Origin of the sequence: Mesorhizobium sp. M0496 (assembly GCF_040321205.1) — a bacterium.
GTDB lineage: Bacteria > Pseudomonadota > Alphaproteobacteria > Rhizobiales > Rhizobiaceae > Mesorhizobium.
In genome coordinates, this window is sequence record NZ_JAMYRC010000036.1 from 14124 (window position 1) to 38876 (window position 24753).

The following is a 24753-nucleotide window of genomic DNA, read 5'->3' on the forward strand; positions in this document are numbered from 1 at the left end:
CGGTTCAGCCGTTCGGCGTTTCAGGCGAAAGATGCGCGCGTCCGCGCGGCACGCCAAGCCCGGTGTCCGGCGGCTCGCCGGCGGCTGGCCTGTCCTCGATCATGTGCATGGTGCGCCAGCGACCGAAGCGGTAATAGGCCGCGGCCAGCACGAGCGAGGTGATCGAACCGGCCGGGAAACTCCACCACAGCGCTTCCTCGCCGATCACGCCACGCATGAAATAGGCAAAGCCGGTGCGCACGACCAGCACCGAGATGACCAGGATGATCAGCGGCGGCATCACGGCGCCCGTGGCGCGCACCGTGGCAAACAGCACGATGGTGATGCCGAACAGGATGAACGACCACGACGCGACAGTGTTGATGTGGACAGCGATGTCGATCGCGGCACTGTCGCTGCTCAGGAACAAGCTCAGCACCGAGCGGTCGAAAACCGACAGCACGGCAACCAGCGCGCCAGTCAGGACCAGATTGAAGCCGACGCCGGAGGCGGCGATGCGGCCGATCCGGTCCCAGCGCCCGGCGCCGACATTCTGCGCCGCCATCGAGGAGACCGCGGCACCGATGGCGAGCGCCGGCATCTGGATGTAGGTCCATAGCTGGGCAGCAATGCCGTAGGCGGCGGCGACCTGCGAACCGTAGGAATTGACCATGCCCATCACCGTCAATGCAGCGGCCGAGATGACGATCATCTGCAGGCCCATCGGCACGCCCTTGAAGACGACGATGCGCAGCAGGGTGGGGTCGGGCCGCAGCAGAGCGAGGTTGGCGCCGGCCAGCCGCAGCGGATGCTTGCGCACATAGAGCACGATCAGAATGGCGATCACGCTCACCGTCTGGCCGATCAGCGTGGAGGTGGCGGAGCCCGCGATACCGAGTTCGGGAAATGGCCCGATGCCGCGGATGAGCAGCGGGTTGAGGACGATGTCGAGGACGACGGCCAGCGCCATGAAAAAGAAGGGCGTGCGTGAATCGCCGGCACCGCGCAGCACGGTCATGACGAAGGACAGAAGGTTCATCATCGGCACGGCCACGAAGATGATGCGCAGGTAGGAGCGGGCCAACGGCAAGGCATCGGCCGGCGTGCCCAGCGCGCCCAGGATGGCGTCGACCCAGATCCAGCCGCAGACCGCGAACACCACAGAGACGAGGAAGAAGAAGGTGGCGCTGGTGCCGACGATGCGACGTGCCTCCGGCAGGTCGCGGGCGCCGACCGACTGGGCCACCAGGATGGTCGCAGCCATGCCGATGCCGAACACCGTGCCGAGGATCAGGAACAGGACGAGGTTGGCATTGGAGGTGGCGGTCAGCGCCGATTCGCCGAGGAAACGGCCGACCCAGACGGCGTTGATCGACCCGTTGAGCGACTGCAGCACGTTGGAGCCGAGCACCGGCAGCGCGAACAGCAGAAGTGTGCGCGGGATCGGGCCGCTGGTCAGGTCGCCGGTACGCCGGCGCGAGGGCATTTTTTCGTCCATGACGGGCAACTCGGCGAAGGTTAATCTCAAGAGCAGTTCACCGTTTCACGGAAACGGCGAACCGCTCTCTTTGTTTCGACGCAATTCCGGACGGAAAACCGCTACGCACTTTTCCTGGAATTGCTCAAGTCCGGTCCGCGATGATTGCCGACTCCACTGGACAGGTCATGCCTTGATCTAATCATGTTCTCAAAACTTCAGGAATGGGATATTGATCCTCGATGCGTGGGGCCGCATTCCTACTAGATCTTGGATAGACCGGGGGGTTCATGTCCGATATTCCGCTGTTTTTCTCGCGCCTGAACCGGCGCGCGTTCCTCGGTGCGTCCGCCTTGGGCGCGGCCTCCGTGGCTCTTTCGGCGTGCACCACGACGGACGTGGCGCCGCCGCCGGTGGCTGCACCGCCAAGCGATCCGGCTTTCGGCGATGCCGCAAGCATGTATGCGGCGCGCGTCGACGAGGGCTATCAATTGCCGGCAATCCCGGTCGCCAAGCTCGATCCGAAGTTCGTGCGCCAGATCGTGTCCGACCCGACCGGAGAGAGACCCGGCACGATCGTCGTCGATACCTCCGAGCACTTCCTCTATCTGGTGGGCGACGGCGGCAAGGCTATCCGCTACGGCGTCAGCCTTGGCAAGGCCGGTTTCGGATGGACCGGCAGTGCCGTGGTTCAGGCGAGGAAGAAATGGCCGGTCTGGACACCGCCTCCGGAAATGATCCAGCGCCGGCCGGAACTGGCGAAATACAAGGATGGCATGCCGCCCGGCCCGCAGAGCCCGCTCGGCGCCCGCGCGCTGTATCTCTTCCGCGACGGCAAGGACACGATGTACCGGCTGCACGGCACGCCGGAGTGGGATTCCATCGGCAAGAATGCATCGTCGGGCTGCGTGCGCTTCATGAACCAGGACATCATCGACCTTTACAGCCGGGTCAACGGTGTCGCACAGGTCTTCGTGCGCCCCAATTTGTCGGCAGCCGGCAAGATCATGGCCGTTTCGAGCAGGACCGCCGAGCCGATCGATGCCGGCGTGCCAAGGGATGCGGAGATGTTGAAATAAGTGCCTTCGCGGCATTGGTGATCGTGGACAATCGATTTGAAGGCGGACGCGCTCGGCGCGTCCGGCGTCGTGTTGTCGTTACTTCTTGGCCAGGCCCGGCAGCGTGACCTGATAGACCAGGAACATGGTGTCGACATCGGCGCCGTCCTCGGCCTTGTAGGGCGCGCCGACCTGGAAGCCGTCCTGGGCGAGGAAGTCGTTGTCGTTGGCGACGAACAGGAAATAGTCGTCGGGCAGCTTCGGATCGAGAACGCTGACCACCGACATCGCCTCCCACTTCTCCGACAGGTTGTTCTTGTCGTTCGGCGCGCCATTGTGCAGGCCGAAGCGGCCGAGTTCGGCACTGTCGTTGATGTCGATGAACGGCGTCAGCTTGGCCGGCGTCACCGACGGGTCGAGCACGCCCTTGGGCGCCATCGGCTTGTCGGCGGCATCGAAGGCGCCGCCGGCGATGTCGGTGGCGGCCGAGACGTCGACGACGAAGATCTGGCGCACCAGCGAGGTGTCGCCTTTCAGGCCCTGGCCGTTGCCGCTGTCGCGCGCCAGCAACAGGAAGGTCTGATCCGACAACGCCACGATCTCGCTTTGCGCGGCGATCTTGGTCTTGCCCTTGGCATCCTTGAACACCGGCAGCGGCACGACATACTCATGCGCGAGCTTGAGATGGCCGAGGTCGGATGCGTCGTAGACCAGCGCCCTGGTGTTCTGGCGCGTCGCGGGCGAATCGCCGCCATCCTGCCGGGGCGCGGACTGCAGCACGGCGATCAGGAACTTGCCATCAGGCGTCATCGCCATGCCTTCGAGTCCCTGGTTGTTCTGGCGGCCGGTATCGGGATCCTTCGGATCGGGCTCGGCGGCACCCGGACCCGGATTATCCGAGGCGAAGTTCGGCGCGCCGTGGCGCATCGGCACGAGAGCGGCGGGCGGCTGGGTCGCCGACAGCAGATGGCCGTCGGCGGAGAACCGGTAGATGTTCGGGCCGTATTCGTCGGAGATGAACATCGAACCGTCGGGCAGCCGCACGATCGCCTCGTTGTCGAGCGCCAGCTTGCCATTGGCTTCGGGCAGGATCGGCATGGGGCCGCTTGCCGCGCGCACGCCGTTGAGCGGATCGAGGCCGGTAGCGTCGGCGCCCTTGTCGTCGGTGAGAAGCATGGTGTCGGCAAGCGTCGCCTTGACGCCCGTCTGCTCCTGGCCGGCGGCGGGTGCGGCACCTGGAGCTACCGGGGCAAACTCGACGCCGATCGTATTGAGGCGCGGTCGGTAGTCGGTGGTGCCGACGACATTGTAGCCGCGGTCCGGCAGCAGCCAGAGCGAGCCTTTGTAGCCGGCGGCGTCATGCGTCCAGCCTGATGTGTCGATCGCCATGCCGGAGCCCGAGCCGAACGTCTCGCCGAACTTGTCGCGCTGAGCGGCCGGGATGCGGCCGACGCCGACCAGCCCCTTGTTGACGAGGCCGCCGACGGTCGCGGTGCTGTCGGCGAGCGCCGGCGTCAAGGCGGTGAACAAGGCCAGCGCGACGCCGAGCGACGCGGTTCGGTACAGGTGTTTCATGGATAATCCTCTTTGTGACAAGCCGGAGCGGCCGCAGGACGAAAAAAGCTGAAAGAGGTGCGACATCGACGATGCCGCGCGCGCCTCCCCGAAACGCGGTCTACGGCGCGAACATGATGCTTGCGTGACAGCGCACGATGCATGCCCGCCGTCTTCTCCAGGCGACGACAAAAACATGTGCTTGACGGAAAGAATTGATCACCTCGTGCGGCTCTGGTTGGCGAAAAGCGGTGAGCTCGCACGGCACTGGACACTTATGTACAGTACATATATGGTCCAGCCTTCGGACTAACCGTGGAGGGGAAGCCTTGAAGTCGCACTACCGCGCAGTGGTCATCGGAGGTGGCGTGGTCGGGGCCTCGGTCCTCTATCACCTGACGCGTTTTGGCTGGAGCGATGTGGCGCTGATCGAGCGTGCCGAACTGACGGCCGGTTCGACCTGGCACGCGGCGGCCGGGTTCCATGCGCTCAACGCCGACGCCAATGTGGCGGCGCTGCAGGACTACACCATCAAGCTCTACCGTGAACTCGAAGCTGAATCCGGCCAGAATGCGGGCCTGCATATGACCGGCGGCGTCAACATCGCCAGCGATCCGGCGCGTTGGGAGTGGCTGAAATCGGCGTGGGCGGTTTTCCAGTCGGTTGGCATCGAAACCGCTCGCCTGGTGACGCCGGAAGAAATCAAGGAAATCTGTCCGATCGTCGACGTCGCTGGCGTGCTCGGTGGGCTCTATGATTCCAACGAGGGTCATCTCGATCCCTACGGAACGACGCACGCCTATGCCGGTGCCGCGAAAAAGCGCGGCGCGGACGTCATCCTCCGCAATCGAGTCGTCGAGCTGAAGGCGCGCGCTGACGGCCGCTGGGATGTCATCACCGAGCAAGGCACCATCATCGCCGAGCATGTCGTCAACGCCGGCGGGCTGTGGGCAAAGCAGCTTGGCCGCATGGCCGGCGTCGACCTGCCGGTGACGCCGATGGAGCACCATTATTTCATCACCGAGGACATTCCGGAGGTTGCCGCTCTCGACAAGGAACTTGGGCTTGCCGTCGATCTCGACGGCTTTTCGTATCTCAGGCAAGAGCGCAAGGGCGTGCTGCTAGGCGTCTACGAGCAGAACCCCAAGCACTGGAACATGGATGGCGCGCCTTGGGACTACGGTATCGAGCTGATCCCGGAAGACATCGACCGCATCAGCCCCGAACTCGCCAAGGCGCATGAGCGCTTTCCTTGCCTGGCGACAGCCGGCATCCGCAAATGGGTCAACGGCGCCTTCACCTTCACGCCGGACGGCAACCCGATCGTCGGGCCGGTGCGCGGGTTGAAGAACTATTGGGTCGCCTGCGGCGTCATGGCCGGCTTCAGCCAGGGCGGCGGCGTCGGCAAGTCGCTGGCCGAGTGGATGATCTACGGCGAACCGCAGGCTGACATCTTCGGTATGGACATCGCTCGTTACGGCGCCTTTGCCGCCAACCGGGAATATCTCAGGCAGACGACGCGTCAGTTCTATTCGCGACGCTTCGTCATGACGTTTCCCAATGAGCGGCTGCCGGCCGGCCGGCCGCTGAAACGCCCCGGCGCCTATGACGGCATGAGCGCGGCGGGATGCGAATGGACGGCCTCATGGGGGCTGGAAATCCCGGCCTATTTCGCGCCGATGGGGTTTACCGAGAACACGACGCTGCGCCGTTCCAATGCCTTCGACATCGTCGGCGACGAGGCGCTGCAGGTGCGGAGTGCCGCCGGTCTCGTCGATATCTCGGCCTATTCGCGCTATGCGGTGTCCGGGCCCGGCGCTGAAGCATGGCTTGACCGGCTGCTCGCCTGCAAGCTGCCGAAAGCAGGACAGGCGAGGCTGGCGCCCATGCTCGGCCATGACGGACGGCTGAAGGGCGATCTCACCGTCTTCAACTGGGGCGGCGGCTACTGGCTGATGGGCTCCTACTATCTCAGGGAATTCCACATGCGCTGGTTCGAGGCTCATGCGGCGGAGAGTGTCACCGTCGCCGACCTGTCCGACACAATGAGCGGCTTCCTGCTGACCGGGCCGAACGCGCGCAAGATCCTGGAGCGCACGACGCATCAGGATGTTTCCGGTGCAGCACTGCCATTCATGGCTTGTGGAGCATTCGACATCGGCATGGTGCAGGCGCGTGTGGCGCGGCTGTCGATCGCGGGCGAACTCGGCTTCGAAATCAGTTGCCCCGCAACCATGCATGCCACACTGCGTGAAACGCTGCTGGCCGCCGGCGAGGATCTCGGCCTTGCCGAAATCGGTTATTATGCGCTCAACACGCTACGGCTGGAAAAGAGTTTTGGCATCTGGTCGCGTGAATTCACTCAAGGGTATACGCCCAATCAGGCTGGGCTCGACCGCTTCATCGCTTTCGGCAAGGGTGATTTCACCGGTCGCGAAGCGGCGTTGAAACAGCGGGAGGCCGGCAGCAGCCAATGCCTGGTGACGCTGGAGGTCGATGCGCTCGACGCCGACGCCAGCGGCTTCGAGCCGATCTGGCACCAGGGCCGGCGCGTCGGCTTCGTCACGTCGGGCGGCTATGGCTATACGGTCGGCAAGAGCCTGGCGCTGGCGCTTGTCGACCGCGATTTCGCGGGCGAGGGCACCGCGGTTTCGGTGCATGTCGTGGGTGAGGAGCGGCCGGCCCGTGTCATCGCGGCCTCGCCCTACGATCCCCTGGGCAAGGCGATGCGGCAATGAGGAGGATTTCTGATGGTCGATGACGCGGCACGGGACAGCAGGCGCGAACGCCGGCGTGGACGCACGGGCGAGGCCGGCAGCGAAAGCAGCCGCCGGCCCAATTACCATTCGCTGAAGAATCCGTTCCTGCCGCAGCCGATTTTTTCGGACGATCAGGTCGCCGCCATTCACGACACGGCGCTGCGGGTGCTGGAAGAGCTCGGCATCAAGGTGCTGCTGCCGCGGGCGCGTGAGCTTTTCGAGCGCGCCGGCGCGCTCGTCGATCCCGACACCGACATGGTGCGCATCGGCCGTGACATGGTGACGGCGGCACTGGCCTCGGCGCCGAAGTCGATTCACGCCCATGCCGGTTCCCGCGCGCGCGATCTGACGCTCGAACTTGGCTCGATGGCGTTCCTGGCCGGGAGCGGAGCGCCGAATGTCACCGACCTCGAACGCGGCCGGCGGCCGGGGACACTCGCCGATTTCGAGGACCTGATACGACTGGTGCAGCATTTCGATGTGCTGCATATGCTCGGACCCTGTATCGAGCCTCAGGATGTCGACAACCGCTTTCGCCACTATGCCGTCAATCGCGCGCAGCTGACGCTGTCGGACAAGTTTCCGTTCGTGTTCGCACGCGGCACGCCGCAGGTCGAGGACGGTTTTGCGATGCTGCGGCTGGCGCGCGGCCTGTCGCAGGACCAATTTCTGGCGAACGCGCATTGCTATACCGTCATCAACACCAATTCGCCGCGCCAACTCGACATTCCGATGGCTCAAGGCATCATCGATTTCGCCCGCGCAGGCCAGGTCTCCGTCATCACGCCGTTCTGCCTGGCGGGTGCGATGGCGCCGATCACGGTCGCCGGCGCGCTGACGCTGCAGCATGCCGAGGCGCTGGCGGGGCTGACGCTGGCGCAGATCGTGCGGCCTGGTGCGCCGGTCGTCTACGGCTCATTCTCCTCCAATGTCGACATGAAATCCGGCGCGCCGGCCTTCGGCACGCCAGAGCATATCAAGGCAACGCTGGGGGCCGGGCAATTGGCGCGCTTCACGGGGTTGCCGTGGCGGTCCGGCGGCGGCAGTGCCGCCAACATCTCGGACGCGCAGGCCGCGCACGAGACGCAGTTCGCGCTGTGGGGCTCGGTGCTGGCCGGGGCGACGATGTGCATCCATGCCGCCGGCTGGCTGGAAGGTGGCCTCAGCGTCTCCTTCGAGAAGCTGGTCACCGATATTGAGGCGTTGCAGACGGTGGCGGAACTCTGTGCCGCGACGCCGGGTGACAGCGATTCGATCGGCTTCGAGGCGATCGCCGAAGTGCAGCCGGGCGGGCATTTCTTCTCGGCCGGCCACACCATGGCGCGCTACCGCACCGCCTTTTACGAACCGCTGGTGGCCGACTGGTCGAATTTCGGCAATTGGACGCAAAGCGGCTCGAAGACGGCAAGCGAGCGCGCCACCGGTGTCTGGAGACGGGCGCTGGCCGACTTCGAGCCGCCGGCTTCGGCTGCCGCCACATCAGGCGTGCTGGACGAGTTCATCGCCCGGCGCACTGAAGAGGGCGGGGCTGCGCCAGTGTCGTGACAGGGATGGAATTGCAGCGATGATGCGGAACCGGCGGCATTCCCGGGCATTCATGGGAATGGCCAACGGAGGACGACATGGGATTCGACCAGTATCACGAACCGCCTGAAGAATTGTCGCAGAAGGTACGGACCTTTGCCCGCATGATCGCCTCGCTGATCGAGGAAGCGGAAGCGATCGGCTGGTACGAACAGCGCATGTCGGTGGAAAAAGACCCGCAGGCGCGGGCCATCATGGAGAACGCGCAAGGCGAGGAATTCAAGCATTTCGGCATGGATCTCGAATTCCTGCTGCGCCAGAATAAGGACTGGCGGGCGGAACTGAAGGAAATTCTGTTCACCACGGGCGATATCGTCAAACGCGGCGAAGCCGGCGAGAAGAAGGTGGATTGAGGCCTATCAGCTCGTACCGACGCGGCTGCGGGTTTCGCCTCAATTAGTCGCTGTCGCGTGCGACCAGTTCCAGCGGCCAGACTTCGCGCATGATCCGCGGACCTTCCGGGCCGGCGAAGGCCGGGATCGAGGCCAGCAGCATTTCGGCGAGCCGCTGTCCCATCGGCTCCAGCGCCGGGCGGAAGGCGGTCAGCGCCGGCGAGAAGTAGCGGCAGAGCGGCGTGTCGACGATGACGGTCACCGCCATGTCGTGACCCGGCCTGATGCCCATCTCGGCCAGCGCCTTGCAGCCGCCAAGCGCCATCGCGTCATTGTTGAAGATGATGGCGGTCGGCGGATCTTTCGAGCGCATCACTTGCGGCGTCACTTCGTAGCCGCCGGCCTCGTTGATGAAGCCGGACGCGATCAGTTCAGGGTCGACCTCGATGCCGTGCCGCCGCAAGGCCTTGCGGTAGCCGGCCAGGAACAGATAGCCGAAGTTGAGATCGAGCGACGGGCGGATGGCGGCGATGCGGCGGTGGCCGCGTGCCACAAGGCGGTCGACGGCGTCAGCGCCAGCCTTTTCGAAATCGAGGTCGAGGGACGGGTAGGACTTGTCTCCGGAGCGGCTGCGGCCAAGGGTGGCGAACGGAAAGCCGACCTGGGTTAGATAATCGATGCGCTCGTCCTCGCGCCGCGTCCAGGCCAGCAGCACTGCGTCGGCCCGGCGCGTCTCGACGACGCGGCGCAGGCGCTCCTGCTGGTAGTCGCCGGGCGCGCCCATCACCACGATCAGGTCGAGACCGCTTTCGGCGAGTCTGGCCTGCAGCCCGATCAGGAACGGAATGAAGAACGGCTCGCCATATTGCTGGTCGCCCGGATGCGGCTGCAGCATGAAGGCGATCGAATGGGTGGCGCCTTGCCTGAGACTGCGGCCGGACTGGTTCGGCGAATAGTTGAGCGTCCTGGCCGCCTCGAGCACGCGCTTGCGCGTGTCGGCATTGACGTCGGCGCGGCCATTCAGCGCGCGCGACACCGTGCCGATCGAAATGTTCAGGTGACGGGCAAGGTCGTGAATGCTGGATGCCAAATGACTGTTCTCCCCCTTGCTTGGCTAGCACCGGTAGCCGCTCAGGCCAAGGCGCAAGACGATTTTCACGAGCGGCCAATTGACATTCTACGCCTTCGGGTGTGTTCTCGTAAACGTTTACGGAAAAACGTTTACGGTCTTGCCGTGAATGCCGTGACGATCGGTCTGGAGGGACCGAGAGGGAGGAGTGCTGGATGATCGATGTCGTCCTGGTCGGCTGCGGAGCGATGAGCAAAGCCTGGCTCGATGCCGTGCGGCAGATCGACGGGCTGGCCATTGTCGGCCTTGTCGATCTCGACGCCGACAGGGCGCGGGCGAGGGCGCGTGAATACGACCTCACCAATGTCGTCATAGGCACCAGTCTCGACGCCGTGCTCGGCCAGACCAAACCGCAGGCGGTGTTCGATGTGGTGGTTCCCGCTGCCCGGCGCGAAGTCGCGCTTTCCGCTTTTGCCCATCATTGCCATCTCTTGACGGAAAAACCGCTCGCCGACAGTCCTGAGAATGCGCGGGCCATCGTCGAGGCGGCTCGCCAGGCCGGACGCATCCATGCCGTCGTCCAGAACCGCCGCTATGTCGCTAATGTCAGGCGCATCCGGAGATTTCTGGACTCCGGCGCCATCGGTGCGCCGACCAGCATCCATGCCGACTTCTTCGTCGCGCCGCATTTCGGCGGCTTTCGCGAGGAGATGGCCCATGTGCTGCTGCTCGACATGGCGATCCACACATTCGACGCCGCCCGCTACATGGTCGCCGGCGAGCCGGCCGGCGTCTATTGCCGGGAATGGGAGCCGGCCAATTCCTGGTACCGGCAGGGATCGTCGGCCAGCGCCGTCTTCGATCTCGGTGGCGGCAAGGTCTTCACCTATGCCGGCTCCTGGTGTGCCGACGGCTTCCGCACCAGTTGGGAAGGCAGCTGGCGCATCGTCGCTGAGCGCGGCAGCCTCATTTGGGACGGCAACGATGCGTTGAAGGCGGAGGTGGTGGCGTCGGGCCGCGATGGGCTGATCGACAAGACCCAGCCGATCGAAGTGCCGTCGCTCGATCCGGCCGACCGCATCGGTGGCCATCTCGGCATCATCAGGGATTTCATGCACGCCATCGAGACCGGCACAGAGCCGGAGACGCGTGGCGCCGACAACATCAGGAGTCTGGCCATGGTTTTCGGCGCCATCGAGAGCGCCGAAACCGGACGCCGCGTGGCAATCGCAGAGGACGCACAATGATGCCAAACCCGCTTCTCGACATCCGGATCGGCACCATGGTGCGGGCCAACCTCGACGATCCGGCGGCCTACATCAAGGCGATCCTGCCGCTCGGATTCGAGAGCATCCAGCCCTTCTTCTGGCAGACGCTGGGCGGCAAGGACCTGCCGCGGCTCGCCGGCCAGATCCGCGAGGCGATCGGCGATGCCGATGTCACGGTGTCCTCGCTTGGCGTGTTCGGCAATCCGCTGGAGAGCGGCGATGTCGATCGCGGCGTGCTGCAGGCCTGGGAAACGGTGATCGACAATGCGCATCTGTTCGGCGCGTCGATGGTCAGCGGCTTCACCGGGCGCCTGCGCGGCAAGAAGCTGACCGACAGCCTGCCGCGCTTCAAGGAGGTCTGGGGCCCGCTGGCCAAACGCGCCGCCGACAAAGGCGTGCGCATCGCCTTCGAGAATTGCGCGATGGACGGCAACTGGGCCAGCGGTGACTGGAACATCGCCCACAATCCGGACGCCTGGGAGCTGATGTTCAACGAAGTGTCCGACGACAATCTCGGCCTCGAATGGGAACCCTGCCACCAGCTTGTCTATCTGATCGATCCGATGCCGCAGATCCGCAAATGGGCGCCGCGCATCTTCCACGTCCACGGCAAGGACGCGACGGTGCGCTGGGACGTCATCCGCGAGCATGGCGTGTTCGGCCGGCTGCCTTTCGTGCAGATGCGCACGCCTGGCTTCGGCGACAGCGACTGGACGCGCGTGATCAGCGAATTGCGGCTGGCCGGGTACAAGGGCGCCATCGACATCGAAGGCTGGCACGACCCGGTCTATCGCGACGATCTCGAGATCACAGGGCAGGTACGGGCGCTGGAATATCTGAAGCAATGCCGGGGAGGCGCCAGCTACCTGCCGAACCCAGCGTGAGAGCAGGCCGGAGAGGAGCCGGCAAGCAAGTGGTACTGCCAGCAATCATCAAAAGCCCCTCGGCTGACGAGGGAAACAATGGGAGGAACGTGCATGAGCATCGCGAAGAGAACGACACTTCTGCGCTCGACCGTCGTGGCGGCGGCCACGGCGCTTTGCGCCACAATCTCCACCTTGCCCGCGCAGGCGCTCGATGCCCAATGGTGCAAGGACGTCCACATCCGCTTCTTCGTCGGCGGCGCTGAGGGCGACGCCTTCGGCACCATCGTCTACAATGGCGCCAAGCAGGCGGCGGCCGATCTCGGGCCGAAGGTCGACTACATCTTCTCCCAGTGGGACGTTGAAAAGATGGTGCAGCAATTGCGCGAAGCCGTCGCGGTGAAGCCCAACGGCATCGCCATGATGGGCCACCCGGGCGACGCGTCGATCATGCCGCTGGCCGAGCAGGCGCACAAGGACGGCATCAAGATGATGTACCAGAACGTGCCGGTGCCGAAGGTGGTGGAAGCATTCGGCGGCGGCTATGTCGGCGCCCAGCAGGAGCAGCAGGGCCGCGCGCTCGGCACCGAGGCGTTCAAGCTCGGCAAGCTCAAGGCCGGCGACAAGGCGATCATGATCGGCCCGTTCGAGAACGAGGCCCGCGGCGCGCGCGAGCGCGGCACGGTCGCAGCACTGAAGGAGGCCGGCGTCGAGGTCATCCAGCTGTCGTCGCCGCCGAGCGGCGAATGGGCGTCCGACCCCAATCTGGCGATACCGGTGATCACCGCGGCGCTGCTCAACAATCCCGATGTGAAGGCAGTCGGCTATCCCGGCGGCCAGATGCTCGGCAATGTCCCGACCTACATGCAAGCGGCGGGACGCAAAGCGGGCGACATCTTCAACTTCGGCTTCGATACCAGTCCGCAGATCGTCGAGGCGTTCAAGGGCGGCTGGGTGCAGCTGACGGCCGACCAGCAGCCGTTCCTGCAGGGCTATCTGCCGATCCTCAGCCTTTGCCAGCAGGTGGTGCTGGGCCTGGCGCCGATGAATGTCGACACCGGCGCCGGTTTCGTCACGCCGCAGAATTACGAGATCGTCGCCGAGCTGGCCAAGCAGGCGCTGCGCTGACCTCCCAAGCCGTCGGCCGGGGTATCAGGCCCGGCCGGCGGAACCGCGGCGACAACGCCGGCACGCGACAATGAAAGCGAGGATCCGATGGCCGAACGTCTCATCGAACTGCGCGACATCAGCAAGTCCTATGGCCACGTCTATGCGCTAGGCGGGGTCAATCTCAGCGTCGACCGCGGCGAGGTGGTCGGCCTCATCGGTGACAATGGCGCAGGCAAGTCGACGCTGATCAAGATCCTGTCGGGTGTGGTCAAGCCGACCAGCGGCGAGATACTCATCCGCGGCAAGCCGGTGACCGGATGGAGTGCGGCGCGCTCGCGCGAAGCCGGCATCGAGACGGTGTTCCAGGACCGGGCGCTGGCCGTGCAGCAGACCATCGTGCGCAACATCTTCATGGGCCGCGAACTGACCGGCTTCATGGGCTTTCTCAGGGTCAACAAGGAGATCGAGGAGGCGAGCCGGCTGATGCGCGAGATCGGCTTCACCTCGAAAGTGTTCACGCCGCATTCGATCGTCGGCCAGCTGTCCGGCGGCGAGCGCCAGGGCGTAGCGATCGCGCGCGCCATCTACAAGCAGGCGGAGCTGATCGTCCTCGACGAGCCGACGACGGCGCTGTCGCTGACCGAAACCGCCAAGGTCTTCCATTTCGTGCGCCAGGTGCGGGCGAGCGGCCGCTCGATCCTGTTCATCGGCCACAACATCCATCATGTCTTCGACATCGCCGACCGCTTCGTGGTGCTGGACCGCGGCAAGGTCGCGCTCACCGCCGACCGCAGCCAGGTCAAGTCGGCCGAAGACCTCATCAATTTCATGGAAGACGTCGCGCATCCGGGCGGGTTGGCCGGACTGCATGACGCCGGCGACGCGGAGCAGAGAGCACGATGAGCAACACCATGGAACCCGATCTGCACGAGCCGGCGGCCGGCATTCCCCGCCCCAATTCCCAGAAGGAGTGGAAGCACCCATCCGATCACTGGATGCGCGGCTTCATCCTCGACAACCGCGCCTCGCTCGGCACGCTCGGCGTGTTCATCATCATGATGGCGGTGTTCATCATCGCCAACCCGACCGTCTTCACCACCTGGTACCTCTACCGCTCGGTGCTGACCACGCTGCCGGTGGCGCTGTTCGTGGTGGTGCCGCTGGTCTTCGTCGTCACCTGCGGTGAGATCGACCTGTCGTTTCCGGCGACGATGGGTTTTGCCTCCTGGGTCTTCGCGCTGGTCGTGCAGGCCGGTTATGATCCGTTCCTGGGTATCATTGCAGCGCTGATTACCGGCATGCTGCTCGGTTTCCTGGTCGGATCGCTGGTGGTCTATGGCGGGCTGTCGTCGCTGATCGCCACGCTCGGCATGAATTTCCTGCTGCGCGGTCTGATCCAGATCATCAACGAGGGCAAGTCGACGGCGCTGACCAGCCTTGCTGACAGCTGGGCCTACACGATCTTCTCCGGCCAGCTGCTGGGCATTCCGGTACAGATATTCTGGGCCATCGCCTTTGTGGTGCTGTCGGCGATGCTCTACAACCGCCATCGCTTCGGCGCGCAGGTGAGGGTGGTCGGCGACAACCCCGACAGCGCCCAGCAGATGGGCATCGACGTCAAGCGCGTGCGGGTGAAAGTGTTCGTCTTCGTCGGCATTGGGGCGGCGATCGCCGGCACCTTCTCGGTGATGATCAACTTCACCTGGTGGCCGACCGCCGGCGACGGCTATCTCCTGCCGGTGCTGGCCTCGGTGTTCGTCGGCGGCACCCCAACCTGGGGCGGCATCGGCACCGTGGTCGGCGGCGCGATCGGTGCCGTCACCGTGTCCTTCATCCAGACCGGCGTCGTGGCGGCAGGCCTGAGCGGCTTCTATGTCCAGTTCTTCAACGGGCTGATCATCATCCTGTCGCTGCTCGGCCACAAGTGGAACCAGGCGCGGTATAGGTGAGGGGCTATTTCGTTGACGGACCGCATGCCCTGACTATTGGCGCAGACGCCCTTCGCTTCGTCATCCACGGGCGAAGCAAGGAGCGGAGCGGCGCAGCGCAGACCCGAGGATCCATGCCGCGACTTATACGCGTCACCACGGTGCAGAATTCTGCTCCGCTGCACCCTTCGGCCAAGGTCGCGGCATGGATCCTCGGGTCTCCGCGACGTCGCTTCGCTCCTGCTCCGCCCGTGGATGACGAAAGTAGGGGCTTCCGCCAGAGAATGGTCGCTTGTAGGACAAGCGGACGCTCACACTGCCGCGACAAATCCATCCAGCACGCGTTTCTGGCCGGCCTTGTCGAAGTCGATGGTCAGCTTGTTGCCTTCGATGTTGGAAATGTTGCCGTTACCGAATTTCTGGTGGAAGACGCGGTCGCCGATGTTGAAGGCGGACGGCTTGTCGGCGACGGATTTGGCGACCAGCTCGCCGTCGATGGTGCGGCCCTTGACCGAAGTGCGGCCGGCGCCGTAGCCGCTGTCCGTCTCGCCATAGCCGATGCGCTCGACCTGGTGGCCGGAGCGCGAGCCCCAGTTGCGGTCGGTGGCCTCGGTGCGGTTGGCCTGCGCGCGCTGCCAGCCCGGCGTCGCGTAGGTGTTGGAGAAGGCGCCTGACTTTTCGGTGTCGGCGCCGACATTGTCGAAGCGCGAGGCGCCATAGGGGTTTTGCCGTCCTGCGCCCTGGCCGCCGCGACCAGAGGCAAAAGAACCGCCGCCATAGGAATTGCCATAGCCGCCATAGGAGTTGCCGCTTTCGGCGACCTCGACATGGGCTTCCGGCAGTTCGTCGAGAAAGCGTGACGGGATGGTCGACTGCCACAGGCCGTGGATGCGGCGGTTTGAGACGAACCACAGATGCAGGTTCTTCTTGGCGCGGGTCAGGCCGACATAGGCAAGCCGCCGCTCTTCCTCCAGCCCCGAGCGGCCGCCTTCATCGAGTGCGCGCTGATGCGGGAATAGGCCTTCCTCCCAGCCAGGCAGAAAAACGGTTTCGAATTCGAGACCTTTCGCGGAATGCAGCGTCATGATGCTGACGGCGTCGAGCCCGGCGTTCTGCTCGGCGTCCATGACCAGTGCGACATGCTCGAGGAAGGAGCGTAGCGACTCATACTCCTCCATGGAGCGGATCAGCTCTTTGAGGTTCTCCAGCCGGCCGGGCGCTTCGACCGAGCGGTCGTTTTTCCACATGTCGGTGTAGCCGCTCTCTTCGAGAATGGTCTCGGCGAGTTCGGTGTGCGGCGTGGTTTCCAGCGCCTTCTGCCAACGCTCGAAATTGGCCGCGACCTCGCGCAGTGCCGCGCGCGGCTTCGGCTTCAGCTCGTCGCTTTCGGCAAGCTTGGCGGCGGCTTCCAGCATCGGGATGCGCAACGCACGGGCGGTGTCGTGGATCTGGCGGATGGTGGCTTCACCAAGGCCGCGCTTGGGCACGTTGACGATGCGTTCGAAGGCGAGGTCGTCGGCGCCTTGCGCGACGACGCGGAAGAAGGCCAGCGCATCGCGGATTTCCATGCGTTCGTAAAAACGCGGGCCGCCGATGACGCGGTAGTTGAGGCCGAGCGTGACGAAGCGATCCTCGAACTCGCGCATCTGGAAGGAGGCGCGGACCAGGATCGCCATGTCGTTGAGATTGTGCTTCTGGCGCTGATAGGTCTCGATGGTCTCGCCGACGGCGCGAGCTTCCTCCTCGGAATCCCAGGCGGCATGGACATGCACCTTGCCGTCCTCCGGCTCGTCGCGGTCGGTGAACAGCGTCTTGCCGAAGCGGCCCTCATTGTGGGCGATGAGGTGGGAGGCCGCGCCAAGGATGTGCGCGGTCGAGCGGTAGTTGCGCTCCAGCCTTATGATGGTGGCGCCGGGAAAATCCTTGTCGAAGCGCAGGATGTTGTCGACCTCGGCCCCGCGCCAGCCGTAGATGGATTGGTCGTCGTCGCCGACGCAGCAGATGTTGACGGTGGCCGGACGCGGGTTTCCCTCCCCCTTGAGGGGAGGGTGGCCGGGCGAAGCCCGGTCGGGTGGGGTCCGCGCGGCAGTGCTCGACGTTCTGGAGGTGCCTTCTGCGGCAACCCCCTCCGCCCGCTTCGCGGGCACCTCCCCCTCGAGGGGGGAGGACTGCGGCCGCTGCGCCAAAAGCCGCAGCCACATGTATTGCGCTGTGTTGGTGTCCTGGTACTCGTCGACGAGGATGTATTTGAAGCGCTTGTGGTATTCCTTCAGCACGTCCGGATTGGCGCGGAAGATGCGGATCGGGTGGCACAGGAGGTCGCCGAAATCGCAGGCATTCAGCGTCTTCAGCCGCTCCTGATAGGCCTTGTAGAGTTCGCGGCCCTTGCCATTGGCGAAGGCGCGCGCGTCGCCCTCGGCGATATCGGCCGGGCCTTGCCCCTTGTTCTTCCAGCCATCGATCATCTGGGCGAACTGCTTGGCCGGCCAGCGCTTGTCGTCGAGCCCTTCGGCCTGGATCAGCTGCTTGATCAGCCGCACGACGTCGTCGGTGTCGAGAATGGTGAAGTCGGAGCGCAAGCCTGCAAGCTCGGCATGGCGGCGCAGCAGCTTGACGCCGATCGAGTGGAAGGTGCCGAGCCAGGGCATACCTTCGACATTGCCTTCGCCGATCAGGACGCCGATGCGGATCTTCATCTCGCGGGCGGCCTTGTTGGTGAAGGTCACCGCAAGGATCTGCGACGGGAAGGCCTTGCCGGTGGCGAGGATGTGGGCGATGCGGGTGGTCAAGACGCGTGTCTTGCCGGTGCCGGCGCCGGCCAGCACCAGAACCGGACCTTCGGTGGTTTCCACCGCCAGCCGCTGCTCGGGGTTCAGCCCCTTCAGATAGTCGGGCGCATTGTTGTGGCCGCTGCGGGCAGCCATGGCGCGCGCAGCAATGCCCGACGGGGCCGAGGGCCGCGCATTGGGTTCGTCGAAAAAGGGCATGTCTTCGGAAAAGCCGGACATTGCCCCGAATGTAGTGATTCGGGAGCGAAAGACCAGAAGTGTCTACGTTTTGTTCCGGTAAAGTGCCTGATATCGCCGTTCAGGCCTTGCGGTAACCGAGAGCGACGAAAACCGAACGAGCGCGCCTCGTCGGTCATCACGGCGCCGAGAGCGCTGGAAAACGCTGATGCAGGCAAGATGGATTACCACCTCGGCGTGTGCTCCGCGCTTGACAGGCGCGGCAGGCGGGAGAAAGTTGTGCCCAGGGCAGGAAGGTAACGCCGGTTGCCCATGGCCGCGTCGCAAAGCGCAACAGTCGAAGGAGTATCATCTTGGCTGTCACCGTCACCTCCCTCATTCTTTTGCTCATAGGCCTGGCGCTCGGCGGCGGCGGTATCCGCTTAGCTTCGCTGGGCGGCAGCTGGTATTACCTCATAGCCGGTCTCGCATTCCTGATCGCCGCCTGGCTGCTCTACCGGCGCAGATCCACCGCGCTGTGGCTCTACGCGGCGATCGTGCTCGGCACACTTGCCTGGGCGGTCTGGGAAACCGGCTTCGACTGGTGGGAACTCGGGCCCCGCGGCGGCATCATCGTGCTGGTCGCGCTGTGGCTGCTGACGCCATGGGCGAGACGAGGTCTTGTCGGCCCTGATGCGCGCGCGCCGATGATCCTTGCAGTGCTGGCATCGCTTGCCGTCGCTGGCTACTCGATGACGGCCGATCCGAAGGACATTGCCGGCGAACTCGGCACCGACAAGATCGTCGCCAACGCCAATCTCGGCAATGATGTGCCGGCCGGCGAATGGCACTATTACGGCCGCACGCAGTTCGGCCAGCGCTATTCGCCGCTCGATCAGATCACGCCGGACAATGTCGCCAAGCTGCAGCCGGCGTGGACTTACCGCACCGGCGACGTGAAGGGTCCGGACGACGTCGGCGAGACCACCTATCAGGTGACGCCGCTGAAGATCGGCGACACGCTCTACATCTGCACGCCGCACAATTTCGCCATCGCCATCGACGCAGCGAGCGGCAAGGAGAAATGGCGCTTCGACCCCAAGATCAAGCTCGACAAGGACCGCCAGCACCAGACCTGCCGCGGCGTGGCCTATTATGCCGATGCTGCCGGCGCCGCCGGCCAGCCCTGTGCGACCCGCGTCTACCTGCCGACCTCGGACGCGCGGCTGATCGCGCTCGATGCCGCCAACGGGCAGGTCTGCCCGGCTTTTGCCGAGGGCGGCACGCTGAACCTTCTGACCAACATGCCGTATCCGAAGTCGGGCTATTATTACTCGACCTCGGCGCCGCTGATATCAGGCGGCAAGATCATTGTCGGCGGCGCGGTCAACGACAATTATTCGACGCAGGAGCCGTCGGGCGTCATCCGCGCCTACGACGCTGCCACCGGCAAGCTGCTATGGAACTGGGATTCCGGCAATCCGGACCAGACGACGCCATTGGCGGCCGGCCAGACCTACACCGCCAACTCGCCCAACATGTGGTCGACGCCGAGCGCCGACGAGAAGCTCGGCCTGCTCTATGTGCCGCTCGGCAACCAGACGCCGGACCAGCTCGGCGCCGGGCGCAGCGCCAATGTCGAGAAGTTCTCGTCGTCGATCACCGCGCTTGACCTCAACTCCGGGCAATTGCGCTGGGTGAGGCAGACGGTGCACCACGACCTCTGGGACATGGACGTGCCGGCGCAGCCGAGCCTGATCGACATCACCAAACCCGACGGCACGGTGGTGCCGGCGCTGGTCGGGCCGACCAAGCAGGGCGACCTCTATGTGCTCGACCGGCGCACCGGCGAGCCGGTCATCGCTGTCAACGAAGTGCCGGCGCCCGGCGGTGCCATCGAGGGCGATCACACATCGCCGACGCAGCCGGTGTCGGATCTTACCTTCATGCCGAAGCCGCTCACCGGCGCCGACATGTGGGGCCTCACCATGTTCGACCAGCTGGCTTGCCGGATCGAATTCCAGGGCCTGCGCTATGAAGGCCGGTATACGCCACCTTCGGTACAGGGCTCGCTGATCTATCCCGGCAATTTCGGCACCTTCAACTGGGGTGGCGTCGCTGTCGACCCGGTCCGGCAAGTGATGTTCGGCATGCCGACTTATCTGGCGTTCAAGTCGCAACTCATTCCACGCGATCAGGTGCCGCCGCCGGACGAGGGGCGTGGCAGTGAGCAGGGACTGAACCGTAACGAGGGCGCGCCCTATGCGGTGGTGATGGGACCGTTCCTGTCGCCGCTCGGCATTCCTTGCCAGGCGCCGCCCTGGGGCTATGTCGCCGGCGCCGATCTGAGGACCGGCACCATCGCCTACAAGCACCGCAACGGCACCGTCTATGACATGACGCCACTGCCGCTGCCGCTGAAGGTCGGGGTGCCCGGCATCGGCGGGCCGATGATCACCGCTGGTGGCGTCGCTTTCCTCGGTGCGGCGGTCGACGACTATCTGCGCGCCTATGACCTGACATCGGGCAAGCAGCTGTGGCAGGCGCGGCTGCCGGCCGGCGGGCAATCGACGCCGATGACCTATACGGTCGCCGACGGGCGCCAGTTCGTGGTCATCGTCGCCGGCGGTCACGGCTCGGTCGGCACCAAGCCGGGGGATTATGTGATGGCCTACGCGCTGCCGAAGTGAGGGTGGCGCAATCTATGACCTAGCAGAGTCCCAGATGGCTTTTCAGGCTGGGTACCGATCCGAGTATCCGGTTGGTGAGGTCAGGGCCGGCGGCGGCTTCGGCTTGCTGGGCCAGCGTTTCGCCGGCCTTCTGGATCTGAGCCAAATCGAGCCCGGACGCCTTGAGCGCGGCGAGGCCGTTGACCAGCGCGCCGGCCTTTTCGCCGAGAACCCCGCCAAGCGCGCCCTGCAGCGATGACAGGAAGCCGCCACTGGCGCCGGCCGGAGCGACGGCCATGACATCATACTGGTGGGCGAGGTCGTCGGCGCCCGGGATTTTGGCGAAAGACGCCGACGCGCTGGTGCCTTCCGCCTCATGTTCGAGCACCGAGAAGATGGTGCCGACGACTTTCTCCGTCGTCGCCTGGTCAAGGCCGGCTTTCTGCGAGACGGTGTTGACGATATCCTGGACGTTCAAGACCTGATCTCAACCTTGGATTTTCGTGGATACGGCCTGGCGCTGGTTACTACGGACCCTGATCGTCGATCGCCTGGTGGAAGCGGCCGAGCGCAGTGCCAGCAGTGCGGCAGCGGCCAGCACGAAAGCGGTGGCGAGGATCGGGGTGGAAAAGGCCATGGGTGTTGTTCCTTCCGGTCAGATTGAGCGCACAGGGCAGGGACGAGGCCGCAAAGGCAGCTATCCCTAATATTGAAGCAGCCGCATCAAGATTGTCGAAAATGACCAAAATGTGATTGCAGTGGGTTCTGCCACGGCTTTCGGGTGAGCACCGTCACCCAACCGTGACTGGATCATGCAAGTCTCGACCCTATCTTGCGCCGCAACGAGACTTTTCGAAGCCGAGGAGCGCATCCATGACGAAAGCCGAAGCCAACACCAAGCCCGTCATCACTCAGGCGATGATCGATGCCTATGACGAGTACACGCATCTGACACTCGACCGCCGCCGCTTCATGGAGCAACTGACCCGGCTTGCCGGATCGGGCGCGGCGGCGGCGGCGATCGCGCCGCTTCTGGCGGCGAATTCCGCCCAGGCGGCAATCGTCGCCGACAACGATCCGCGGGTGAAGGGCGAGGACATAACCTATGCCGGCAGCGGCGGCGAGATGAAGGGCTATCTGGTCAAGCCGGCGGATAAGGCGGGCAAGCTCGGCACGGTCATCGTCGTGCATGAGAACAGGGGACTCAACCCACATATCCGCGACGTGGCGCGACGCGTGGCGCTGGAAGGGTTCGTGGCGCTTGCGCCGGATTTTCTGTCGCCGCTCGGCGGTACGCCAGCCGATGAAGACAAGGCGCGCGACATGTTCGCCAAGCTCGATTCGGCGCAGACCATTGCCAACGGTGTAGCGACCGTCGCTTTCCTCAAGGGCGACAAGAACGGCAACGGCAAGGTCGGCGCCATCGGCTTCTGCTGGGGTGGCGGCACGGTCAACATGCTGGCCGTCAACGCGCCAGATCTCAATGCCGCCGTCGCCTATTACGGCATGCAGCCGAACGCCGCCGACGTGTCGAAGATCAAGGCGGCCTTGCTGCTGCACTATGGCGGACTGGACGAGCGCATCAATGCCGGCATCGACGCCTTCAAGAAGGCGCTCGACGCAGCGCATGTCGAATACACGGTCTATGTCTATGAAGGCGCCAACCATGCCTTCAACAACGACACCTCGGCTGCGCGCTACGACAAGAAGGCGGCCGACCTCGCCTGGGGACGCACGATCGCCTTCCTGAAGGAGAAGCTGGCGTAGCTTCCGGCGTTGTTTCAGCGCGCCGGTTTGTGGAAGGCGACGCCGGCCACCACCAGCGCGATGCCGAGGCAATCGGTGAGGCTTGGTATCTGGCGCAGCACGATGACGCCGATCAGCGTGGCGGTGACCGGCAGCAGCGACAGCATCAGCGCAAAGCTGGCGCGCGGCAGCCGCGACATGGCGAGTTGGTCGCAGATGTAGGGGATGACCGACGAGCAGATGCCGACGCCGGTGGCGGCGAGCACCAGCGGCGGTGAGAAAAAGGCCGGCAGTGCATCTCTGAAGCCGATCGGCAGCACGATGACGAAAGCGATTGCCATGGCGGCACCAAGGTTGGCGATGCCGCCGCCCGCGCCTGAGGCAGCGATGCGGTGCCCGAGAACGATGTAGCCGACAAACAGCGCGCCGTTGAGGAGGGCCCAGAACAGCCCAAGGGGATCGCTCGACCACTTGACGTCGATGAGCAGCAAGGTGCCGGTGACGGCGACGGCAAGGGCGGCGAGATTGCGCGGGCTCCTGAGGCCGATCACCGCAACACCGATGGTGCCGACGAATTCGATCGCCGCCACCAGCGAGATCGGCAAGCGGTCGAGCGCCAGGTAGAACGAGCAGTTCATCACCGCCAGACAGGCGCCGAAGGCTAGCAACAGCAGCCGGGTCGAGAGATCGGCGCGGGCGAAAGATCGCCAGGGACGGGTCAGCGGTGCGAAGATCAGCGCGGCGGTGGCGATGCGCAGCCAGGCCATGCCAAGCACGCCGACATGCGGGAAAAGCAGCACGGCGAATGCCGGCCCGAGATAGTGGAAGACGGCGCTGACGCAGAACCAGACATGCGGCGGCAGTTTTTCCGTCAGCCTGCCGAGGGTGGAACCGGCAGCAGCAGGGTCTGCCGCAGGAACTTGCGTTTGATCATGCATCGGATCAGTATCGCAGGCAGATTTGCCTGTTTATATGGGTGATAGTTGGCGCGTCGGCCTATCTTTCCCCCGGAAGCAAGGAATTTTCCATGAAACGCCTTCGGAACGAAAATGCCGACCTCGACGCAGCGGATATGAAGATCCTGCGCCTACTGGAGATGGACGCGCGCATCAGCACGGCGGAACTGGCACGCTTGGTCGGCTTGTCGGCGCCGAGCGTGGCCGAGCGCATCAAGCGGTTGCAGGAGAGCGGCGTCATCGAGGCCTATTCGGTCAGGATCAACCCCGCGGCACTTGGCCTGCCGCTATCGGCATGGCTGCGCATCCGTCCGGTACCGGGGCAACTGGCTGTCGTGGCCGAAATCATCCGCGAGCTGCCGGAGATCGCGCAATGCGACCGGGTGACCGGCGAGGACTGTTTCATCGCGCTGGCGCATGTAGGCTCGGTGGCCGAACTCGAGCGGGTGATCGATCGCATCATCCCTTACGCGATGACCAATACGGCGATCATCCAGTCGTCGCCGGTGGTGGCGCGCTCACCGCTGGCGGCAGTGAAGCGCCCGACTTGAGGGCGAGGATCGTCGATGCGAAGGTTTTAAGCGTGGCCGCGCTTCAGGCGGGCGCGCTTCAGAATCGTGCGCCAGCGGATCATGTCGAACGGGATCGGTTCGTTGTTGTTGGCAATGTGGAATATCTCGTTGTCGACGTTCTTGAGCGAGCGCCAGAAATCATAGTCGGTAATGCGCGGATCGGCGGCCAGCCTGTCCACTTCGACCTTGATGTCGGTTTTCATGCACTTTCCTCGAACCGGCTCGCCGCGCCGCCCGCATCGCAACCCAATGCGATCGTTTTCAACCGCTCTGCTGAGTCGTTCAACGGCTCAATTGGCTTGTTCCCGTTAAAACCTCGGTAAGGTTAACGCTGGCGCCGAGCGGCTTCAAGCGGTCTTGCGACGAACCCCGATCGAGCGGCCTGCGCGTTCCGGCATCGGCAGTGCCGAATGGGCGGCGCGCATGGCTTCGACCTTCGCAAGCACATCGGCTGGGAAAGGCGCCACCTTCGGCCCGGACATGTCGACATGCAGTGACAGGGTCTCGGAGGTGGCGGCGAGCCAGCCGTCGACATGGCGGATTTCCTGGTAGGCCCGTAGCCGCTTGTCGTCATGGTCGATGAGCTGGAAGGAGACCGTGACCTGGTGCTCGAGATGCAGCTCCTGGACGTAGCAGACATGGACTTCGGCGGTGTAGATGGTGAGCCGCCGCTGGCTCACGTAATCCAGCCCCATGCCCATCGCCTCGAAGGCTTCGTCCGAGCAGCGGTCGAACAGCACGTTGTAGTAGGCCATGTTGAGATGGCCGTTGTAGTCGATCCAGTCCTTCTCGATGTCCATGGGCTTGGAGACGAAGGGGGCAGGGATGGGCATCGAAACTTCCTTGTTCTGGTGCTGGACAGAGCGTGGTGGGTGAGACTACGC

21 protein-coding genes are annotated in these 24753 nt (G+C 64.6%); 12 read left to right on the forward strand and 9 right to left on the reverse strand.

Going from position 1 to position 24753, the window contains the following annotated elements; translation table 11 throughout:
- Nucleotides 1-4: 4 nt before the first annotated feature.
- A complete protein-coding gene (locus NKI73_RS25205) occupies nt 5-1477 on the reverse strand; it encodes an MATE family efflux transporter (protein ID WP_352633602.1) in 1473 nt (490 codons plus the stop codon).
- A gap of 269 nt (nt 1478-1746) precedes the next feature.
- Between NKI73_RS25205 and NKI73_RS25210 the strand changes: the two genes are divergently transcribed.
- Entirely contained in the window at nt 1747-2535 is a 789-nt protein-coding gene (locus tag NKI73_RS25210) for a L,D-transpeptidase (RefSeq protein WP_352633605.1), read from the forward strand.
- 78 nt (nt 2536-2613) lie between these two features.
- Here NKI73_RS25210 and NKI73_RS25215 read toward each other — a convergent pair whose 3' ends face one another.
- Nucleotides 2614-4089 (reverse strand): esterase-like activity of phytase family protein, encoded by a 1476-nt coding sequence (locus NKI73_RS25215; RefSeq protein WP_352633607.1) that lies wholly within the window; start codon nt 4087-4089, stop codon nt 2614-2616.
- A gap of 308 nt (nt 4090-4397) precedes the next feature.
- On the opposite strand from NKI73_RS25215, the gene NKI73_RS25220 reads away from it, so the two are divergent.
- The 3 genes from NKI73_RS25220 (at nt 4398) to NKI73_RS25230 (ending at nt 8764) form a co-directional block, all read left to right on the forward strand.
- Nucleotides 4398-6806: a GcvT family protein gene (locus tag NKI73_RS25220; RefSeq protein WP_352633608.1), complete on the forward strand. Its 2409-nt coding sequence runs from the start codon at nt 4398-4400 to the stop codon at nt 6804-6806.
- A gap of 12 nt (nt 6807-6818) precedes the next feature.
- Entirely contained in the window at nt 6819-8372 is a 1554-nt protein-coding gene (locus NKI73_RS25225; protein ID WP_352633610.1) for a trimethylamine methyltransferase family protein, read from the forward strand.
- Nucleotides 8373-8449: 77 nt separating this feature from the next.
- Complete coding sequence (locus NKI73_RS25230) at nt 8450-8764, forward strand: ferritin family protein (protein ID WP_352633612.1); 315 nt, start codon at nt 8450-8452, stop codon at nt 8762-8764.
- 43 nt (nt 8765-8807) lie between these two features.
- Here the strand turns inward: NKI73_RS25230 and NKI73_RS25235 are convergent, their stop codons facing one another.
- The gene (locus NKI73_RS25235) at nt 8808-9833 is read right to left on the reverse strand and encodes a LacI family DNA-binding transcriptional regulator (RefSeq protein WP_352633614.1); all 1026 of its coding nucleotides are present in this window, start codon (nt 9831-9833) and stop codon (nt 8808-8810) included.
- A 194-nt stretch (nt 9834-10027) separates the two neighbouring features.
- Between NKI73_RS25235 and NKI73_RS25240 the strand changes: the two genes are divergently transcribed.
- From NKI73_RS25240 to NKI73_RS25260, 5 genes are all read left to right on the forward strand, one after another.
- The gene (locus tag NKI73_RS25240; protein WP_352633615.1) at nt 10028-11059 is read left to right on the forward strand and encodes a Gfo/Idh/MocA family protein; all 1032 of its coding nucleotides are present in this window, start codon (nt 10028-10030) and stop codon (nt 11057-11059) included.
- The gene (locus NKI73_RS25245; protein WP_352633617.1) at nt 11056-11964 is read left to right on the forward strand and encodes a sugar phosphate isomerase/epimerase family protein; all 909 of its coding nucleotides are present in this window, start codon (nt 11056-11058) and stop codon (nt 11962-11964) included. The genes NKI73_RS25240 and NKI73_RS25245 overlap by 4 nt, the downstream gene beginning before the upstream one ends.
- A gap of 93 nt (nt 11965-12057) precedes the next feature.
- Complete coding sequence (locus NKI73_RS25250; protein WP_352633619.1) at nt 12058-13071, forward strand: substrate-binding domain-containing protein; 1014 nt, start codon at nt 12058-12060, stop codon at nt 13069-13071.
- Between the two features lie 87 nt (nt 13072-13158).
- Entirely contained in the window at nt 13159-13956 is a 798-nt protein-coding gene (locus NKI73_RS25255; RefSeq protein ID WP_352633621.1) for an ATP-binding cassette domain-containing protein, read from the forward strand.
- The gene (locus tag NKI73_RS25260; protein ID WP_352633623.1) at nt 13953-15002 is read left to right on the forward strand and encodes an ABC transporter permease; all 1050 of its coding nucleotides are present in this window, start codon (nt 13953-13955) and stop codon (nt 15000-15002) included. The genes NKI73_RS25255 and NKI73_RS25260 overlap by 4 nt, the downstream gene beginning before the upstream one ends.
- 290 nt (nt 15003-15292) lie before the next feature.
- Here the strand turns inward: NKI73_RS25260 and NKI73_RS25265 are convergent, their stop codons facing one another.
- The gene (locus NKI73_RS25265) at nt 15293-17989 is read right to left on the reverse strand and encodes an ATP-dependent helicase (RefSeq protein WP_352633625.1); all 2697 of its coding nucleotides are present in this window, start codon (nt 17987-17989) and stop codon (nt 15293-15295) included.
- 311 nt (nt 17990-18300) lie between these two features.
- On the opposite strand from NKI73_RS25265, the gene NKI73_RS25270 reads away from it, so the two are divergent.
- Nucleotides 18301-20616, forward strand: a complete 2316-nt coding sequence (locus NKI73_RS25270) for a glucose/quinate/shikimate family membrane-bound PQQ-dependent dehydrogenase (protein WP_352633627.1) — start codon at nt 18301-18303, stop codon at nt 20614-20616.
- A 19-nt stretch (nt 20617-20635) separates the two neighbouring features.
- On the opposite strand, the gene NKI73_RS25275 is transcribed toward NKI73_RS25270, so the two are convergent.
- Together NKI73_RS25275 and NKI73_RS25280 are read right to left on the reverse strand one after the other, a co-directional pair.
- Nucleotides 20636-21073 (reverse strand): hypothetical protein, encoded by a 438-nt coding sequence (locus NKI73_RS25275; RefSeq protein ID WP_352633629.1) that lies wholly within the window; start codon nt 21071-21073, stop codon nt 20636-20638.
- Between the two features lie 9 nt (nt 21074-21082).
- On the reverse strand, nt 21083-21232 hold the full coding sequence (locus NKI73_RS25280) for a hypothetical protein (RefSeq protein WP_352633631.1): 150 nt from the start codon (nt 21230-21232) through the stop codon (nt 21083-21085).
- Between the two features lie 236 nt (nt 21233-21468).
- Between NKI73_RS25280 and NKI73_RS25285 the strand changes: the two genes are divergently transcribed.
- Nucleotides 21469-22362, forward strand: coding sequence for a dienelactone hydrolase family protein (locus tag NKI73_RS25285; RefSeq protein WP_352633632.1), 894 nt, complete (start codon nt 21469-21471; stop codon nt 22360-22362).
- Between the two features lie 14 nt (nt 22363-22376).
- On the opposite strand, the gene NKI73_RS25290 is transcribed toward NKI73_RS25285, so the two are convergent.
- Nucleotides 22377-23279: an EamA family transporter gene (locus NKI73_RS25290; RefSeq protein WP_352633634.1), complete on the reverse strand. Its 903-nt coding sequence runs from the start codon at nt 23277-23279 to the stop codon at nt 22377-22379.
- A gap of 89 nt (nt 23280-23368) precedes the next feature.
- Between NKI73_RS25290 and NKI73_RS25295 the strand changes: the two genes are divergently transcribed.
- A complete protein-coding gene (locus NKI73_RS25295; RefSeq protein WP_352633636.1) occupies nt 23369-23848 on the forward strand; it encodes an Lrp/AsnC family transcriptional regulator in 480 nt (159 codons plus the stop codon).
- A 26-nt stretch (nt 23849-23874) separates the two neighbouring features.
- Here the strand turns inward: NKI73_RS25295 and NKI73_RS25300 are convergent, their stop codons facing one another.
- Together NKI73_RS25300 and NKI73_RS25305 are read right to left on the reverse strand one after the other, a co-directional pair.
- Nucleotides 23875-24072, reverse strand: a complete 198-nt coding sequence (locus tag NKI73_RS25300; RefSeq protein ID WP_284271956.1) for a hypothetical protein — start codon at nt 24070-24072, stop codon at nt 23875-23877.
- 144 nt (nt 24073-24216) lie between these two features.
- Nucleotides 24217-24702, reverse strand: a complete 486-nt coding sequence (locus NKI73_RS25305; RefSeq protein WP_352633638.1) for a thioesterase family protein — start codon at nt 24700-24702, stop codon at nt 24217-24219.
- Nucleotides 24703-24753 lie beyond the last annotated feature (51 nt).